Origin of the sequence: Amycolatopsis orientalis DSM 40040 = KCTC 9412 (assembly GCF_000478275.1) — a bacterium.
GTDB classification, from domain to species: domain Bacteria; phylum Actinomycetota; class Actinomycetes; order Mycobacteriales; family Pseudonocardiaceae; genus Amycolatopsis; species Amycolatopsis orientalis.
In genome coordinates this window covers 23,383-39,322 of record NZ_ASJB01000028.1, presented here as the reverse complement: position 1 = coordinate 39,322, position 15,940 = coordinate 23,383, and the positions used below count along the sequence as shown (strand labels likewise).

16 protein-coding genes are annotated in these 15,940 nt (G+C 69.2%); 11 read left to right on the top strand and 5 right to left on the bottom strand.

Features of this window, described 5'->3' with window-relative positions; all coding sequences use genetic code 11:
* Window positions 1-16 precede the first annotated feature (16 nt).
* The 4 genes from L324_RS06740 to L324_RS06725 form a co-directional block, all read right to left on the bottom strand.
* Window positions 17-928: a 3-methyladenine DNA glycosylase gene (locus tag L324_RS06740; RefSeq protein WP_037305112.1), complete on the bottom strand. Its 912-nt coding sequence runs from the start codon at window positions 926-928 to the stop codon at window positions 17-19.
* Complete coding sequence (locus L324_RS06735) at window positions 925-1,968, bottom strand: hemolysin family protein (RefSeq protein ID WP_037305110.1); 1,044 nt, start codon at window positions 1,966-1,968, stop codon at window positions 925-927. The genes L324_RS06740 and L324_RS06735 overlap by 4 nt, the downstream gene beginning before the upstream one ends.
* Entirely contained in the window at window positions 1,965-3,311 is a 1,347-nt protein-coding gene (locus L324_RS06730) for a hemolysin family protein (RefSeq protein WP_037305108.1), read from the bottom strand. The genes L324_RS06735 and L324_RS06730 overlap by 4 nt, the downstream gene beginning before the upstream one ends.
* A gap of 164 nt (window positions 3,312-3,475) precedes the next feature.
* Window positions 3,476-4,072 carry a TetR/AcrR family transcriptional regulator gene (locus tag L324_RS06725; protein WP_037305107.1) on the bottom strand — a complete coding sequence of 199 codons (597 nt, stop codon included), beginning with the start codon at window positions 4,070-4,072 and terminating at the stop codon, window positions 3,476-3,478.
* 202 nt (window positions 4,073-4,274) lie between these two features.
* On the opposite strand from L324_RS06725, the gene L324_RS06720 reads away from it, so the two are divergent.
* The 5 genes from L324_RS06720 to pip all read left to right on the top strand — a co-directional run bounded on the left by L324_RS06720 (window position 4,275) and on the right by pip (window position 8,581).
* Window positions 4,275-4,673 carry a hypothetical protein gene (locus L324_RS06720; RefSeq protein WP_037305105.1) on the top strand — a complete coding sequence of 133 codons (399 nt, stop codon included), beginning with the start codon at window positions 4,275-4,277 and terminating at the stop codon, window positions 4,671-4,673.
* Window positions 4,674-4,675: 2 nt separating this feature from the next.
* On the top strand, window positions 4,676-5,326 hold the full coding sequence (locus tag L324_RS06715; RefSeq protein ID WP_051173703.1) for a DUF3558 domain-containing protein: 651 nt from the start codon (window positions 4,676-4,678) through the stop codon (window positions 5,324-5,326).
* Window positions 5,323-6,657, top strand: coding sequence for a hypothetical protein (locus tag L324_RS06710; protein WP_152546717.1), 1,335 nt, complete (start codon window positions 5,323-5,325; stop codon window positions 6,655-6,657). The genes L324_RS06715 and L324_RS06710 overlap by 4 nt, the downstream gene beginning before the upstream one ends.
* Before the next feature lie 24 nt (window positions 6,658-6,681).
* Window positions 6,682-7,413, top strand: a complete 732-nt coding sequence (locus L324_RS06705) for an ESX secretion-associated protein EspG (protein ID WP_081736230.1) — start codon at window positions 6,682-6,684, stop codon at window positions 7,411-7,413.
* Between the two features lie 175 nt (window positions 7,414-7,588).
* A complete protein-coding gene (gene pip, locus L324_RS06700; protein ID WP_081736218.1) occupies window positions 7,589-8,581 on the top strand; it encodes a prolyl aminopeptidase in 993 nt (330 codons plus the stop codon).
* 68 nt (window positions 8,582-8,649) lie between these two features.
* Here the strand turns inward: pip and L324_RS06695 are convergent, their stop codons facing one another.
* A complete protein-coding gene (locus L324_RS06695) occupies window positions 8,650-9,837 on the bottom strand; it encodes a Glu/Leu/Phe/Val dehydrogenase dimerization domain-containing protein (protein WP_037305099.1) in 1,188 nt (395 codons plus the stop codon).
* Between the two features lie 161 nt (window positions 9,838-9,998).
* On the opposite strand from L324_RS06695, the gene L324_RS06690 reads away from it, so the two are divergent.
* From L324_RS06690 to L324_RS06665, 6 genes are all read left to right on the top strand, one after another.
* Window positions 9,999-10,922, top strand: a complete 924-nt coding sequence (locus L324_RS06690) for a LysR family transcriptional regulator (RefSeq protein ID WP_037305098.1) — start codon at window positions 9,999-10,001, stop codon at window positions 10,920-10,922.
* Between the two features lie 130 nt (window positions 10,923-11,052).
* Window positions 11,053-12,315, top strand: a complete 1,263-nt coding sequence (locus L324_RS06685) for a glutamate-cysteine ligase family protein (RefSeq protein WP_037305097.1) — start codon at window positions 11,053-11,055, stop codon at window positions 12,313-12,315.
* Entirely contained in the window at window positions 12,312-13,661 is a 1,350-nt protein-coding gene (gene egtB, locus L324_RS06680; RefSeq protein WP_051173702.1) for an ergothioneine biosynthesis protein EgtB, read from the top strand. Before L324_RS06685 ends, egtB begins: the two co-directional genes overlap by 4 nt.
* A gap of 5 nt (window positions 13,662-13,666) precedes the next feature.
* A complete protein-coding gene (egtC, locus tag L324_RS06675) occupies window positions 13,667-14,449 on the top strand; it encodes an ergothioneine biosynthesis protein EgtC (protein ID WP_037305094.1) in 783 nt (260 codons plus the stop codon).
* Complete coding sequence (gene egtD, locus L324_RS06670; protein ID WP_037305092.1) at window positions 14,446-15,423, top strand: L-histidine N(alpha)-methyltransferase; 978 nt, start codon at window positions 14,446-14,448, stop codon at window positions 15,421-15,423. Before egtC ends, egtD begins: the two co-directional genes overlap by 4 nt.
* 46 nt (window positions 15,424-15,469) lie before the next feature.
* Window positions 15,470-15,892: a nitroreductase family deazaflavin-dependent oxidoreductase gene (locus L324_RS06665; protein WP_037305090.1), complete on the top strand. Its 423-nt coding sequence runs from the start codon at window positions 15,470-15,472 to the stop codon at window positions 15,890-15,892.
* Window positions 15,893-15,940 lie beyond the last annotated feature (48 nt).

Sequence of the window (15,940 nt, the reverse complement as noted above, 5' to 3'; positions counted from 1 at the left end):
CGGGGAATGTGGCAACTCACAGTTGTTTTCCGCGTGTCGCGGGCGCCTTCTTTAACTCGGTCAGGAGTAGTTGGCAATGCGCTATCAGGTGCTCACGCAGCGGGGTGGCCCGGTGGGCGAAACCGGCCTGGGCGCGAGCGTACTCGGCCCGCCCCTCCGGGCTCTCGATGCGCACCGGCGAGTACCCGTACGACGCGAGGTCGTACGGGCTGGCGCGCATGTCCAGCTCCCGGATGTCGGCGGCCAGCTCGAAGCAGTCCCCGACCAGCTCGGCGGGGATGAACGGGTCGAGTTTGTAGGCCCACTTGAACAGGTCCATGTTCGCGTGCAGGCAGCCCGGCTGCTCGAACTCGATCTGGTTCTCCCGCTCCGGCCGCAGCGTGTTGCGCGGCCGCGCGGGCTCGGTGAAGAACCGGAAGGCGTCGAAATGCCCGCACCGGATCTCCAGTGACTCGACGACACCGTCCGTGCCGTCGGAGCCGAGGCGGAGCGGAAGTTGTGAGTGACGAACCTCATCCGCCGATTCCCGGTAAACCATTGCCCATTCATGGAGCCCGAAACAACTGAGTCTCGGCGCCCGGGACGCGGTCGCGGAAAGCAGGCCGAGGACGAATTCGGCGGTCTTGGCCCGGCCCTCGGTGAAACCCGCCGGATCCAGCATGACGCCGTCCGGGGTCTCGACGTATCCCTTCCGCTCCAGGAACTTGTGCGCGGACCGGCCTTCGAGTACCACACCCGGCCCCGGCTGCCACCGTTCGAGATGCCCGGGCCGGTGCGAGTAGTAGGTGAACAGGAAGTCGAGCACCGGATGCTTCTCGCCCCGCGAGCGGCGGCGCTGGTGCGGTGTCGTCCAGCGCCGCATCCGGGTCACGTGGTCGTCCTCCCTGGCCAGCCAGACAGGCTCGGGGAGGACGATCGGGCCGGTCACGACATCACGTGGGTACCGTCGCGGACAGTTCCCACGTATTCCTCGACGAGGTCCTCCAGCGCGACGACCCCGACGGCGTTCCCCGCCGGGCTCAGCGCCCGCGCCAGGTGACTGCCTTCCTTGCGCATCGCCGAAAGTGCCTCGTCCAGCCGGGCGTCGGCGCGCAGTTCGGTCAGCCCGCGCGTCTTGTCCGACGGCACCACGGTCGTCGGATCCTCGCCCACGAGGTCGAGGATGTCCTTGACGTGGATATAGCCGGTCAGCGTCCCGTCGTCGGTGCACACCGGGAACCGCGAGAACCCGGTCGAGGACACCGCGCGTTCGACGTCGCCCAGGGTGGGCGAGCAGGGCAGCGTGGTCAGCTGAGCCGTCGGGACCAGCACGTCGGCCACCGTCTTCGCCACCGACGACAGCGTCTTGCTCAGCCGCTGGTGCTCGGACTGCTCCAGCAGCCCCTCGCGCCGCGACTCGCTGAGCAGTTCGGCGAGTTCATCGGAGGTGTAGGCGGTTTCGAGTTCGTCCTTCGGCTCGACCTTGAACAGGCGCAGCAGCGAGTTCGCCACGAAGTTCAGCAGCCAGATGAACGGGTTGGCGACCTTGACCCAGGCCACGTGCACCGGGACCAGCCACAGCGCCAGTCGCTCGGGCTCGGCGATCGCGAGGTTCTTCGGCACCATCTCGCCGATGAGGACGTGCAGGATGGTGATGAACGCCAGCGCGATCGCGAACGAGATCGGGTGCAGCAGCACGTCGGGGATCCCGAGCAGCTCGAAGAACCCGGCCAGCTGATGCGCGATCGCCGGCTCGCCCAGCCGCCCGAGCAGCAGCGAGCAGATCGTGATGCCGAGCTGCGCGCCCGCGAGCATCAGCGAGACGTTCCTGCTCGCGTTGATGACGATCCGCGCGCGGGTCTTTCCCTGTTCCAGCAACGCTTCCAGCCTGTCACGCCGCGACGAGATCAGGGTGAACTCGGCGCCGACGAAGAAGGCGTTGGCCAGCAGCAGGACCACGACGAGGAAGATGTTGAACCAGTCGCTCATCGGGCGGGCTCCTGCTCGGCGGCCGTGGCGGTTTCGCTGACCCGGCGGACCTCGACCTCGGCGATGCGGAGACGGTCCATCTTGGTCACCGTGAGCCGCCAGGCGTCGAGATCGGTGGCGTCACCGGGGGAGGGGATCCGGCCGAGCCGCTCGAGGATCAGCCCGGCGATGGTCTCGTAGTCGCCGTCGGGCATCCGGAACCCGGTCTCGTCGGTGACTTCGTCGGCGCGAAGCTGCCCGGACACGAGCCAGTTGTCGGCGCCGACCTGCTGGGAGGACGGCGCTTCCCGCTCGTCGTGTTCGTCACGGACGTCGCCGATGATCTCTTCGACGACGTCCTCCAGGGTCACCAGCCCCGCGGTGCCGCCGTACTCGTCGACGACGATCGCGAGCTGGAACCGGGAATCGCGCAGCCGGTTGAGCAGCGAGTCGCCGGGCAGCGATTCGGGGACCGTCGGGATCGGCCGCATGACCGAGCCGATCCGCACCGTGGCGCGTTGCGTGGCGGGCACGGTGAAGGCCTGTTTGATGTGGACAGCGCCCTGCACGTCGTCGAGATCCTCGGTATAGACCGGGAAACGCGAAAAACCGGTGCGCCGCGAGATCTCGATGAGGTCGTTGATCGTGTCGTCGACGGTCAGCGATTCGAGCTGGACGCGCGGCGTCATCAGCTCGTCCGCGGTCCGCTCGCCGAAGCGCAGCGACTTGTCCAGCAGTTCGGCCGTCGAGGTGTCGAGCGTGCCGCTTTCGGCGCTGGAGCGCACGATCGAGCCGAGTTCCTGGGGCGAGCGGGCGGACCGCAGTTCCTCCTGCGGTTCGACGCCGAACTTGCGGACCAGGAAGTTGGCGCTGTTGTTCATCAGGGTGATGAGCCAGCGGAACAGGGACGAGAACCGCGAGTGGTACCCCGCGACGGCGCGCGCCGTCTGCAGCGGCCGGGCGATCGCGAGGTTCTTCGGCATCATCTCGCCGAGGATCATCGACAGCGACGTCGCCAGGACCAGCGCGACCGCCAGGGAGGCACCCTTCGCGACGCCTTCGGAGAACCCGACGCCGGTGAACAGGGGGCGCAGCAGGTCGCCGATGACCGGTTCCGCGAGGTAACCGGTGATCAGCGTGGTGATGGTGATCGCCACCTGCGCGCCGGAGAGCTGGAACGAGAGGGTGCGGTGCGCCTTCTGCACGGTGTGCGCGCGGCGGTCGCCGACCTGGCGGACGTTCGCGTCGATCGTGCTGCGCTCGAGCGCGGTGAGGGAGAACTCAGCGGCGACGGCGAGGCCGGTGCCGATGGTCAGCAGGAGGAACAGGAGAATGCCGAGAACGGCGAACAGGATTTCCATCATTTCCCGCCGCCGGGAAGGGGATCGGCGGGAAAGTCCGCGGAACAGCCGGGTGCGCCACCCGGCTCGATACTGTCACCAGGTGACCGCGCGTCGCGCACGAAAAGAGTCACTCCTCACTCGGAAACCAACGGATACCACCGCTGTACTGCGGTGATGGGACAATCTTAACGCGTTCCCCCGGCCGTGCGGGCGCGGTGCCGCCGCACGCTCTCCTCGACCAGGTCGAGGACGGGACCGAGATCGTCGCCCGGCAGGCCCATGGCCAGATGGGAGACGAGTCCTTCGAGGACCAGTTCGAGATAGGCGGTCAGGACGTCGACATCGACGTCGTCGCGCAGGATCCCGGCGTCGCGTTGGCGCAGCAGACGGCGGCGGGTCGCGGCGGTCAGCTGGTGGGACCGCTCGGCCCAGCGGGCGCGGAACTCGGGATCGGTGCGCAGCCGCCTCGACACCTCCAGCCGTGTGCCGAGCCAGTCGGCGGGGTGCTCGCTGCGGTTGGAGAGCAGATCGCGCATCACCTGGACGAGACCCTGTTCGGCGACGACGTCGGCCATGCGGACCGCGTCGTCCTCGGCGAGCGCCAGGAACAGGGACTCCTTGTCGCGGAAGTGATGGAAGATGGCGCCCCGGGACAGGCCGGTGGCTTCCTCGAGCCGCCGGACGGTGGCACCCTCGTAGCCATACCGCGCGAAGCACACGCGGGAGCCGTCGAGGATCTGGCGCCGGCGTGCGTCGAGGTGATCCTGGCTGACCCGTGGCATCCTGGAATCCTGTCACCGGGAACCCTGGTAAAGCAATCCGTACGTACGTACTGTGACCAGTTCGCGGGATCTTCGCCCGACAGGGGGAACCGGTCGGGTCCGACACGCGTCCGAGGATCGATCGGATCGGCTGACAGCCCGCCGGTCGCTTGGCTACGCTTTGTCCGTCACGGTGCGTGAATGCTGAGGGGAAGGTGCGGGCGTGGACATCATCGGCGACGCCGCGAGCGCGATCAAGGCCGTCTGGGGTGATCTCACCACCCCGCCGGAGCCGACCGTTTACGGCGGCGGAGGCGGGGGTGGCGGCGGCTTCGAGATGAGTCCCGACGAGCTCCAGTCCGTTATCGGGCTGTGGGAGGACGAGCTCGAAAAGGTCGCCGCCGACGGTGACAGGATCGAGGAGATCCTCTTCGATCTGATGCCGCCGGGGCAGGACGAAGTCAGCTCCAGCTACGTGGACGCCGGTATGGACTCCCTGCACTCGCTGAAGAAGCAGAACGAGTCGATGAAGGAGTACATCGTCGGGTACATCGCGAAGCTCGAGCTGGCCAAGACGAAGACGATGGCCACCGACGCGGCGAACACCATGCGGTCGACCTGAGGATGCCTAACGTGCTGAAAAGCTGTATCGCCGCTACGACACTGGTGTTCGCCTCGGCGGCGCTGGTCGCCTGCTCGGGCGAGAACCCGGGCAAACCGAGTCCCACCACCGGGTCGGACGCGTCGTCGGGCGCCTCCTCGGCACCCGCGAATCCGAACGTCCCGAAGGTGTCCGCCCCGCTCACCGTTCGCGACTCGTTCCTGACCGAGCCTTGCACCGTGGTGGCGCAGGCAGACCTCGCCGCGCTGGGATACACCGACCCGGGCCGCCCGGGTGGCGGTGCGAGCGGGTCCGAGGGGACCAACCCGTCCTGCGGCTGGTCGATGTCCAAGCAGGGCAAGGGCAACGGGGTCCAGGTCCTCATCGGATCGGGGAACCGCGAGCGCGGCACCGGCGGGCTCGCCGGGTTCTACCAGGCCAAGGAGACGGGACGGATGAGGTTCGTCGCGCCCGGACCGGAGGTCGACGGCTATCCGACGGTCTTCTATGGACTGTCCGACGAGCGGGCCGAGGGGAACTGCACGATGGCCGTCGGCGTCGCCGACGATCTGGCCATCGGCACGCTGGCCAAGAGCTATCAGGGTGAGCAGGATTCGTGTGAGACCGCGCGGAAGCTCGCGTCGGCCGTGATCAAGACGCTCAAGGGGGCATGAGGGTGGACGGCAAGCAGATCTTCGAGAACTTCACCCAGGGTGACACCCGGAATCTCCGGAGCGCGGCGGATCGCGTGGCCGAGCTTTCGGGCGCGTACGTCCAGCGGGGGATGAGCATCAAGTCCTTGCAGGAGCGGATGAAGGCCTCCTGGACCGGCTCGGCCGCCGACGCCGCGAACGCGGGCGCGGGTCCGCTCGAGCTGGCCTTCCGCGAGACGGCGGAACCCCTCTTCACGACCAGGGATTCCGTGACCATGCAGGCCGACAGTTTCGACGAGTCCAGCTATTCGGTCGTCCCGGTGCCGCCGAAGCCCGAAAAGCCCAACCCCTGGACCACCGGCCTCAAGGGCGCGATCCCGATCGCCGGGCCGTTCATGGTCAACAACGACATCAAGAACTACCAAGAGGGCGTCGCGAAGCACGAGGCGGCGAACCAGAACAACGTCCGGGTGATGGACCAGTACGACACGTCCACGCTCGACACGAGGTCCAGCCTGCCGACCGACTACGGCGTGCTGAAGAGTGACGGCGCGAACGTCAGCATCAAGGTCGACGGTGGCCCGCCGCCGATCAAGCCGCCGCCCGTCATCCCGGTGAAGCCCGGCAAGACGGGTGGCGGGGACGAGAACGACGGCACCGACCGCACCGACACCAGCGGGACGGACGACCACCGCACCGACCAGAACCAAAACCAGAATCAGAACCAGAACCGGCCGGGGACGGGCGACGACCGGCCGGTGACCCCGAGGGACCGGCCGGGCAACGACAACGGCATCACGACGCCGACGCGGAGGCCGGGTCCCGGGGACACGACGCTCCCGTCCGGCGGCGGCCGGAACAGGCCGGGCCAGACCACCGAGATCCCGGGCAGGGACCGCGGACGCGGTACCGGCGACCTGGACGACGTCATCGGCCTCACCAACGGGCTCGGCCAGAACTACGGGCCCGGCGGTGGCGGCGGCAATCCGCCCGGAAGCGGCAGCGGGCGCAACGTGCCCGGCCCCGGCAGCGCGGCGGGACGGCTCCTCGGTGGCGAGGGTGGCCCCGGCGGCCGCGCGGGCGGACCCGGTTCCGGTGGCCTGGGCGGCGGAAGGGGTTCCGGTATGGGTGGCCTCGGCGGCCTGGGCGGCGCCGACCACCTGGCCGGTGGCCGTGGTGCCGGTGGCCGCGGTGGTGCCGGTCAGATGGGCCCGATGGGGGCCGGCGGCAGGCGCGGCGAGGGCGGCGACGAGGACGACGAGCACCAGCGTCCCGACTACTTGATCGAGGCCGACCCCGACGCGATCTTCGGCACCGACCAGCGGACCAGCCCGCCGGTCATCGGCGAGTAGCGGATGACCGTCAGAACGGGCCGGGTGGACGTCCCGGTCGAAGCCTTGGCGGTGCTCGCCGAACGCGAACGCGTCGGCGACCTGCACATCACGTTGCGTCCCGAACCGCGCTGGATCTCCAGGACGGCTCGCGCGGAGGCGGACAAGCGGGTGGAAGCCGCCCTGGCGCAGGCCGGGCTGCTGGACTCGAACGGCCGTACCTCGGTCGAGTTCCTGGACTGGCTGCCGGTGCTCACGAAACCGGCCGTCGAGTACTACGGCTGGGTGAACGCCGGTGGCCAGACCTACGGCGTGCTCGCCGCCTCACTGGGCTTGCAGGCGGTGCTGGCGGTGGCGTCCGGTGACTGGGTCGGGCTCCAGGAGATCGACCGGCGTCGGCTGCCGGAGACGTTGATCGAGCAGCTGCCGCCCGTTCCCGCGGGCGGCGGCAGGCTCCGCACGATCCGCGCGTACGAACTCGAAGAGGCGGCACGGCGCGGTCCGGACACGCATTCGCTGCCGCCGGTCGTCGCGGACATCGTCAGCCTCGTGCAGCGGCCGGTCGAGGGGAGCGGTGAGCTCTACGCCGGCAAGCGCGACGAGGTCGGCAGGCATACGGCGGTCGAGGATCCGCTGCATTTCGCGGACACCGACTGGGGCCGGTACCTCAGCTACACGACGGGGCGGGGCAACGACACGGTGGTCCACATCGGACCGGCCGGACCCGCGGAACTGGCGGACGCGCTCCGCCATGTGTCCTCGACTCTGGGCGGCTGATACCCCGGTAGTACATGAAGGCCCCCTTCCTTGCGCCAGGCGCAAGGAAGGGGGCCTTCATGTACTTCACCGGAAGGAGTCCGGGACACCGTGGCGAGTAGGCAGCGGCTTGATCGGGCCGGAACGCCCTCCCGCGCGCGAAAACCACGCGACCCAGCCCGCCGTCGGGGCTATTGTGACAGCGCTGTTGTATTTCGCGCGGGTCTGGGAGGACGAGAACGTGACACGGCTCTATCCGGAAATCGAACCGTACGACCACGGGATGCTCGACGTCGGCGACGGGCACCTCGTGTACTGGGAGGTCTGCGGGAATCCCGACGGCAAACCCGCCGTCACGCTGCACGGCGGCCCCGGCACCGGCTGCAGCACCGGGCTGCGCCGCTACTTCGACCCGGACAGGTACCGCGTCGTGCTGTTCGACCAGCGGGGCTGCGGCCGGAGCACGCCGCACGCCGGCGAGCCCGAGGCCGACCTCTCCGCCAACACCACCGAACACCTGCTCGCGGACATGGAGCTGCTCCGCGAGCATCTGGGCATCCAGAAATGGCTGATCTTCGGGGGTTCCTGGGGCTCGGTGCTGGCGCTGGTCTACGCCGAGCGGTACCCGGACCGGGTGTCCGAGATGGTGCTGATGGGCCTGGCCACCGGGCGACGGCGCGAGACCGACCTGCTCACCCGCGGCCTCGGCGGGGTCTTCCCCGAGGCCTGGGCCAGGTTCCGAGACGGCGTCCCCGAGGGGGACCGTGACGGCGACCTCGCGGCGGCCTACCACAAGTTGCTCATGGATCCCGATCCCGCGGTGCACGAAAAGGCGGCCGCGGACTGGTGTGCCTGGGAGGACGCGGTCATCCCGACTTCCCCGCCGTACAAGAGCTTCGAGTCACCGAAGTTCCGGCTGGCGTTCGCACGGCTGGTCACCCATTACTGGAGCCAAGGGTCCTTTTTGGACGAAGGCGTGGTCCTGCGGGAGGCCAAGACGCTGGCCCATATCCCGGCCGTGCTCGCCGAAGGCAGTCTCGATCTGGGGAACCTCGTCGGCACCCCGTGGGAACTCGCGCACGCCTGGCCGGGCAGTGAACTGGTGATCATCGACGAGGTCGGCCACAGCACCCAGGACGAGCCGATGCGCGACGTCCTCATCGGCGCCACCGACCGCTTCGCCTCCTGACCCAGACGCGCGTGAAGGACTCCTTCCCGCGGCTCAGCCGCGGGAAGGAGTCCTTCACGCGCATGACGTCAGGGGATGACCAGAACCGGAGCGGTCTCCGTGGTGGTGGCGTCCGAACGGGTGGTTTCGGCGAGCCGCAGGCCGGTGGTGCGGGGCGCGATCCGGTCGAGGTTCCAGGAACTCAGCAGCAGCGCCACCTTCGCGCGCATCTCGGTCCGCAGCCGCAGGAACGAGTCGGCCGGGTCCGCGCCGACCTCGCCGAGCAGGAGCCACCAGGCCCACGCCGCCGCACCGGCGTTGGCGACGAAGTCCGGGATGACCGGGATCCCGCGAGCGGCCAGGCCCGCTTCGGCGTCGGGGGTGGTCGCCGCGTTGGCCGCCTCGATGACGACCTTCGCCTTGACGGCGCCCTGGTTCCCGGCGCGCAGCGCGTAGGAGATCGCCGCCGGGACGAAGATGTCGGCCTCCGTCGCGACGATCTCGTCGCGGGGGAGCAGCCGGACGTCCGACGGCAGCCGGCTCCGGTCGATCTCGCCGTACTCGTCACGCAGGTCCAGCAGTGCCGGAATGTCGAGGCCTTCGGGCCGGTACAGCGTGCCGGCCGCGTCGGCGACCGCGACGACGGTCATCCCGGCTTCGTGCAGGTACCAGGCCGCGCCGCCGCCCATGGTGCCGATGCCCTGCACGGCGACGGTGGTCTTCTCGACCGGCCACTCCCACGCGTCGGCGACGCCGAGACAGGCCTGCGCGACGCCGTAACCGCCGATGACGTCGCCGAGCAGGAGCCCGCCGGGGACCGGGGTGCTCAGCCCGGCCTGCACCCGGCGAAGGGTGTGCGCCGGATCGGCCGAACGGCGGATCGCGGCGTGGTACGACTGCTCCAGCCCGAGCTTCGCGAACACCTCGTCGATCAGGTGCTGCGGCACGCCGAGGTCCTCGGCCGTCACCCAGTGGTTGTCGATCCAGGGCCGCAGGAACGCGCAGAACCGTTCCAGGACACCGAAAGCACGGTCGTCCTTGGGATCGAAGTCGATACCGCCCTTGGCGCCGCCGACCGGCAGGCCGAAGGTCGCGGTCTTGTTCGCCATCCCCCTGGCCAGGTCCTCGACCTCGGACATCGTGCAGCCCGCACGCATCCGGGTGCCGCCGGTCGCGATACCGGAGACCAGGCTGTGCACGACGAGGTAGCCGGTCGCACCGGTGACGGGGTCGGTCCAGATGAGCCTCATCAGCGGTTCGGCGTTCCTCGCGGCCATGCGGCCACCTCCTTCGGGGTTCGGGTTCGTCCTGCGCCACTTCCGAGGGTGCGCCCCGGCGGGCGCGGGCGTCCATTTACCGAATCTGAACGATGTCGTGCAGAGAAACTGGTGTAACGCGTCATCCGGCATCCGCAACCGCGCCCGTTTACGTTGGGGACATGGAGCTTTCGTTGCACCGCCTGCGGATGCTGCGCGAGCTGAGCAGGCGCGGCACCGTCACGGCGGCCGCCGCGTCACTGCATTACACCGCGTCGGCGGTGTCGCAGCAGCTGGCTCAGTTGGAACGGGACGTGGGTGCGAAGCTGTTCGAACGATTCGGCAGACGGGTGCAGCTGACCGAACTGGGGCTTCTGCTGACCGAGCACGCCGAGGAGATCCTGGGCTCGGTCGAGCGGGCGACGCTGGCGCTGGAGGAGGCCCAGTCGACCGTCTCGGTCCGGCTGATGGCCGGGGTGTGGGCTTCGGTCGCCTCCGGGCTTCTCCCGCACGCTCTGGCCGCGCTCGCGGGCGACCATCCGGGCATCCAGGTGCGGACGCGGGAACTGGCGCCCGAGGACACCGCCGACGCCGTCCGCGACGGTGAACTGGACCTGTCGTTCGTGATCGACTACTCCGACGCGCCGATGCCGTGGGACGCCGGCCTGGAGCGCGCGGTGATCGCGGTCGAACGGCTGCACGCCGCGGTGCCGTCCGGCGCCGTCCCCAACGGCAGCGCGTCACTGCTCGAACTGGCGGAGCACCCGTGGATCCTCGCCAGCCCGAAGAGTCATTTCGGCCGGGCGGTGCGCACCGCCTGTCACCGGCACGGGTTCGAACCCAAGATCAACCACGAGGTGGAAGAGCAGTCGACGGCGATGGCGATGGTCCGGGCGGGGCTCGGGGTAACCCTCGTGTCCGATCTCGGGCTCGGTCTGCGGCCGCCGGGGATCGACGTTGTCGCGTTGACCACACCCTTGCTCCGAACGGTTTCGATCGCCTACCGGACGACGTCGTCGCGGCGGCAGGCCCTGCAGCTGGTGATCGAGGCGGTCCGTACCGCGGCGGCGGCGCTGGGCCTGGGCACGGAGCCCGCTTTGCCCTGACTCGTCCTGTCCTGAGTGGTGGTCCGGCGATCCTGCCCGGTAAGAACCGACCTGAATTTGTCGGACCCCGCGTGTAGCGTCCGAAGTCAAGGTTTCTCAGTGATCGGACAACCGACTGGACGGCGGAAAGATGACTACTGTTCATGATTTCCCCGAGAAGTCCGGGAGCGCGTCGAACGCGACGGCGAAGGTCCTTTCGGACCGCGCCGAAGGTGAGGCGTATGTGGCTTCCGTGTGCTTCAAACACGGGCCACCGAGACTTCTCGGCGTAGAGCTGGAGTACACCGTGCACTACGCCGACGAGCCCGCCCGGCCCCTCGAACCCGACGATCTCGCCGCCGCGCTCGGCCCGCACACCCCGCGGACGTTGCGCCCCGACAGCCCCGCCCTCCCGCTTCCGGCAGGTTCACCACTGAGCCTCGAGCCCGGATGTCAGGTGGAGATCTCCGCTCAACCCCAGACCACGCTGCGCCACCTGGACGCCGTCGTCTCGGCCGATCTGGCCCATCTCCAAGACCTTCTCGCCGCCCGAGGCCTGCACCTCGGCGACAGCGGGATAGACAGGTTTCGTGCCCCCGCCCGCAAACTGGGCACACCCCGCTACGCCGCCATGGAACGCCGCTTCGCCCCGATGGGCGAGGGCGGCGCGACGATGATGTGCAGCACGGCGGGCCTGCAGGTCTGTGTGGACGCCGGCGAGGAAGGCGATCTGGCCACCCGCTGGGCCGCCGTCCACGCCCTCGGTCCGCCCTTGCTCGCCACCTTCGCCAATTCCCGGGTCCACGCCGGACGCGACACCGGCCACGCGTCCGCGCGCTGGCTGGCCGTGATGGACACCGAGAAGGCCCGGACCCGCTCGGCGGAGCCGGGCCGGGATCCGGCGGGGGAGTGGGCACGCCGGATCCTCGACACCCCGCTGATGGTGCTGCCCGGCCGCGACGGTGGCTGGGACGCGCCCGATTCGCTGACTTTCGCCGACTGGATCGACGGAAGGGGCGCGGGCGCCGGACTCGGCAAGCCGACCGAGCACGACCTGGCCTACCACCTGACGACCTTCTTCACGCCGGTCCGTCCACAGGGGTACCTGGAGATCCGCTACCTGGACGCGCAGCCCGCCGCCAGGTGGCTGCATCCGGTGGCCCTGCTGACCGCCCTGCTCGCACGCCCGTCCACAGTGGACAAAGTGCTCGAACTGTGCGAACCGGTCATGGGCAGATGGGAGTGCGCGGCCCGGTTCGGCCTCGCCGACCGGGCGATCGCGGCCGTCGCGAGCGAGGTGGTGGACCTCGGTTGTGCCGAACTCGGCATGACCGGTCTGCCGCCGGAGAGCATCACCGAGATCAGCGAGGGCGTGCAGTCCCTCGTGCACGGTTCGAGGAGTCACCAGTCATGAGCGTGGAAAGCATCGAGACCAACCCGCTTCGCGCGCTGAGCCCGCAAGACCTGCGGGCCCACGCGGCCGAGGCGCTCACCAGAGCCCGCGAGCGCAGTGTCGCGCTGACCGACATCGACGACGAAGAGCTGGTCCGCCAGCATTCGAAGCTGATGTCCCCGCTGGTCTGGGATCTGGCGCATATCGGCAGCCAGGAAGAACTCTGGCTGGTCCGTGACGTCGGCGGCCGCGAGGCGCTGCGCCCGGACATCGACGACATCTACGACGCGTTCCAGCACGCCCGCGCCGATCGACCGGAGTTGCCGTTGCTGGGCCCGGAAGAGGCGCGCAAATACGTCAGCGAGGTACGGGAGAAGTCCTTCGACATCCTGGAAAACGTTCCACTGCAAGGCAGGCGGCTCACCCAGGACGCCTTCGCCTTCGGCATGATCACCCAGCACGAGCAGCAGCACGACGAGACGATGCTGGCCACCCACCAGCTCCGCAAGGGCGATCCGGTGCTGCACGCGCCCGCTCCGCCGTCCGCGCGGTCCGGGCGGCTGCCGGCCGAGGTCCTCGTCCCCGGCGGGGCCTTCACCATGGGCACCTCGGCGGAACCCTGGGCGCTGGACAACGAGCGCCCGGCGCACGAGGTCGCGGTGGAGGCGTTCTTCATCGACACCACACCGGTCACCTGCGGGGCCTACACCGAGTTCCTCGACTCCGGCGGCTATCAGGACCCGAAGTGGTGGAGCGAGCGAGGCTGGGCGTACCGGAGCGAGCACGGGATCAACGCACCACGTTTCTGGAAGCGCGAGCAGGACGGCTGGTGGCGCACGCGGTTCGGCGTCCACGAGAAGGTGCCCGCCGCGGAGCCGGTGGTCCACGTTTCCTTCCACGAGGCCGAGGCGTACGCCGCCTGGGCGGGCAAGCGCCTGCCCACGGAACCGGAATGGGAGAAGGCGGCCCGGTTCGACCCGGCGACCGGCCGTTCGCGCCGGTTCCCCTGGGGCGACGAGGAACCCACCCCCGAGCACGCCAATCTCGGGCAGCGGCACCTGCGGCCCGCGGAAGTGGGCGCGTATCCGGCGGGGGCGTCGCCGCTGGGCGTGCACCAGCTGATCGGGGACGTCTGGGAGTGGACCAGCAGCGGGTTCGAGGCGTATCCGGGATTCGCGGCGTTCCCGTACCGGGAGTACTCCGAAGTGTTCTTCGGCGGCGACTACCGGATCCTGCGCGGCGGCTCGTTCGGCACGGACGCGGCGGCCATCCGCGGCACGTTCCGCAACTGGGACCATCCCATCCGGCGGCAGATCTTCTCCGGGTTCCGCTGTGCCAGGGACGCGCGACCGGGCGAGGTGGGCTGAGCGGCATGTGCCGTCATCTCGCGTATCTCGGTGAGCCGCGTTCGCCCGCCGAAGTGCTCTTCCATGCCCCTCATTCCCTGCTCGTACAGTCCTACGCCCCGGCCGACATGCGGGGCGGCGGTTCGGTCAACGCGGACGGCTACGGCCTCGGCTGGTACGCCGAGGGCCCGGAGCCGCTGCGCCTGCGCCGGTCCGCTCCCCTGTGGACGGACGGGGACCTGCCCGCGCTGGCCGGGTCGGTGCGGTCGCCCGCCTTCATGGCGGCGGTCCGCAACGGCACGACGGGGATGCCGGTGGTCGAGGCGGCCACCGCGCCGTTCACCGGCGGCCGGTACCTCTTCAGTCACAACGGGCTGATCAGGGGCTGGCCGGATTCGATGGCCGAACTGGCCGCGAAACTCCCGGTCACCCGCCTGCTGACGCTGGAGGCGACGACCGATTCGGTGCTGCTGTGGGCTTTGCTGCGCGAGCGGCTCGAAGCGGGCGAAGACCCGCTCGCGGCCGTCACGTGGCTGACCCGCGCCGTCGAGGAAGCCGGGCCGGGATCACGGCTCAACTTCCTGCTGACGGACGGGAGCACGCTCCTCGGCACCGCCTGGACGCATTCCCTGTCCTATCGGGACACCGGTGGCGGCGTCCTCGTCGCGTCCGAACCGTGCGACGACGGTCCCGGCTGGACACCCGTTCCCGAACACCACGCCGTCCGGGTCACCGGCGACGGCGTGGAGATCGTCGCCCTGGAAGAAAACCTCGCCCTCGAAGCCGATCGGAGCCCTGAGGCACGATGACCGAAGTGGATCTCGACGTACACCACAGCGAGTCGGACATCACCGAGCAGCTGCGCGCGGACGTCCGCACCGGACTGGAGTCCGACCAGAAGTGGTTGTCGCCCAAGTGGTTCTACGACGCGCGCGGCAGCGAACTGTTCGAGAAGATCACCACGTTGCCCGAGTACTACCCGACCCGCAGCGAACGGGAGGTGCTCGCCGCGCGCGGCGGCGAGATCGCGGAAAGCTCCGGCGCGCACACGCTCGTCGAACTCGGTTCCGGGTCGAGTGAGAAGACCCGGCTCCTGCTCGACGCGCTCACGAGCCACGGCACACTGAAGGAGTTCGTGCCGCTCGACGTCTCCGAAACCGCGCTCGCCGAAGCCGCGGAAGCCATCACGGCCGACTACCCGGCCCTCGAAGTCCGCGGCGTGGTCGGGGACTTCACCCGGCACCTCGACCTGCTGCCGGGGGACCGGCCCCGGCTGGTGGTCTTCCTCGGCGGCACGATCGGCAATTTCCTGCCCGCCGATCGCGCCACCTTCCTGCGCTCGGTCCGCGAAGTGCTCGACGAAGGCGAGTGGCTCCTTCTCGGGACGGACCTGGTGAAGGACCGGGAAACGCTGGAACGCGCCTACGACGACGCGGCCGGGGTCACCGCCGAGTTCAACCGCAACATGCTCCACGTGATCAACAACGGCCTCGGCGCGAATTTCGATCCGGCCGCCTTCGACCACGTCTCGTATTGGGACGAGGAGAACGAATGGATCGAAATGCGCCTGCGTGCCCGTGAGTCGATGACCGTCGATATCCCTGGCGCCGATCTGAGGGTGAAATTCGCCGAGGGCGAGTACGTGCGCACGGAGATCTCCGCGAAGTTCCGGCAGGAGGGTATCGCCGCCGAGCTGGCCGAAGCCGGATTCGCGGTGGAGAAATGGTGGACGGACTCGGAATCGCGGTTCGGGGTGAGCCTGGCAAGATCTGTGCGTGGCTAACCCTCTCACGTTCCTCGCCCGCGCGCTCGGCACGAAACCGTGGCTGATGAAGCTCGCGGGCGGGATCATCTGGGTGGACAAGAAACTCCACCGCCTGTTCAAGGGGAAGGTGAGCCTGGTCGCGATGGCCGGGCTCCCTTCCCTGCGGCTGACCACGACCGGCCGGAAGACCGGGCTGCCCCGCGACACCAACCTGTTGTACTTCCCGCACGAGGGCGACATCGTGCTCGTCGGCTCCAACTGGGGGAGGCCGAACGATCCCGCGTGGACGTACAACCTGCGTTCGCGGCCCGACGCGGTCGTCGCGCTGGCGGGCAAGGAGATCCCGGTCAAAGCCAGGGAACTCGTCGGCGAGGAGCGCGACGCGATGTGGAGGCTCCTGCTGGACTTCTGGCCGGGCTACTCCATGGAGGAGGAGTCCGCTCGCCGTGCGTTACCGATTTTCGAGTTAAAGACCACCACTCGATAGGTTCGTACCATCCTTTCGGCCGGTGACTGGGTTACCGGCTTGTGCGAG